Raw genomic sequence first — 1,426 nt, 5'->3', positions numbered from 1 at the left:
GTCCTGCTGCTCCCGGCCAGGAGCAGCAGGACCGGCACGTCCGGGTCAAGAGGGCGCCGGTCACCGGCTTGACGGAGGGAAGCCGGTGACCGACCCCCTCTCCCCCGGGCGGAAAGCGCCCTCTCTGCGTGAAGTACGGCACAGGCACACCAGGTAACACGGGGTTCACATTCGAGCAATGGCCGGGAAATCGCCTGTTGACAGGCTGCCGGACGGTTGACGCGGCGCACCGGTGCCGCAGCGCCGCAGCACCCGCGATACGCGCCCAGACACACCCCCGAAGGATGTGGCCCGTGACCTTCAAGGCTGAGTACATCTGGATCGACGGCACCGAGCCGACGGCCAAACTGCGTTCCAAGACCAAGATCATCACGGGCTCGCCCGCCGGTCTCGACGCACTGCCGATCTGGGGCTTCGACGGGTCGTCCACCAACCAGGCCGAGGGCCACGCCTCGGACTGCGTCCTCAAGCCGGTCTTCACCTGCCCGGACCCGATCCGCGGCGGCGACGACATCCTGGTGCTGTGCGAGGTCCTGAACATCGACCTCACCCCGCACGCCAGCAACACCCGTGCCGCGCTGGCCGAGGTCGCCGAGAGGTTCGCCGCCCAGGAGCCGATCTTCGGCATCGAGCAGGAGTACACGTTCTTCCAGGACGGCTACCCGCTCGGCTTCCCCAAGGGCGGCTTCCCGGCCCCGCAGGGCGGCTACTACTGCGGTGTCGGCTCGGACGAGATCTTCGGCCGTGACGTCGTCGAGGCGCACCTGGACAACTGCCTGGAGGCGGGCCTCGCCATCTCCGGCATCAACGCCGAGGTCATGCCCGGCCAGTGGGAGTTCCAGGTCGGCCCGGTCTCCCCGCTGGAGGTCTCCGACCACCTGTGGGTGGCCCGCTGGCTGCTCTACCGCACCGCCGAGGACTTCGACATCTCCGCCACCCTCGACCCGAAGCCGGTCAAGGGCGACTGGAACGGCGCCGGCGCGCACACCAACTTCTCCACCAAGGCGATGCGCGAGACCTACGACGCGATCATCACCGCGGCCGAGTCGCTCGGCGAGGGCTCCAAGCCGCTCGACCACGTCAAGCACTACGGCGCCGGCATCGACGACCGCCTGACCGGTCTGCACGAGACCGCCCCGTGGAACGAGTACTCCTACGGCGTCTCCAACCGCGGTGCCTCGGTCCGTATCCCGTGGCAGGTCGAGAAGGACGGCAAGGGCTACATCGAGGACCGCCGTCCGAACGCCAACGTCGACCCGTACGTGGTGACCCGTCTGCTCGTCGACACCTGCTGCTCGGCGCTGGAGAAGGCCGGCCAGGTCTGGTCTCGCTCTTCGTGATCTTCGTCGTCTGGGTCGGCCTGAGCCGCTTCGGTGACATCAAGCTCGGCAAGGACGACGACAAGCCGGACTTCTCCACCGCCTCC

Annotated in this window: 2 protein-coding genes; both read left to right on the top strand. The window is 68.3% G+C overall.

Features of this window, described 5'->3' with window-relative positions; genetic code table 11:
- Positions 1-293: 293 nt before the first annotated feature.
- Positions 294-1,340 carry a glutamine synthetase gene (gene glnII, locus ACFTZL_RS44890; protein WP_382596412.1) on the top strand — a complete coding sequence of 349 codons (1,047 nt, stop codon included), beginning with the start codon at positions 294-296 and terminating at the stop codon, positions 1,338-1,340.
- Positions 1,337-1,426 (top strand): BCCT family transporter (locus tag ACFTZL_RS44885; RefSeq protein WP_382596415.1); only part of this gene is annotated, 90 nt, incomplete at its 3' end. The genes glnII and ACFTZL_RS44885, both read left to right, overlap by 4 nt.

This window comes from Streptomyces sp. NPDC056948 (assembly GCF_042674225.1).
Classification (GTDB): Bacteria; Actinomycetota; Actinomycetes; order Streptomycetales; family Streptomycetaceae; genus Streptomyces; species Streptomyces purpurascens.
The sequence above is the reverse complement of the archived record's forward strand: the minus strand, read 5'-3'. Positions and strand labels throughout refer to the sequence as shown.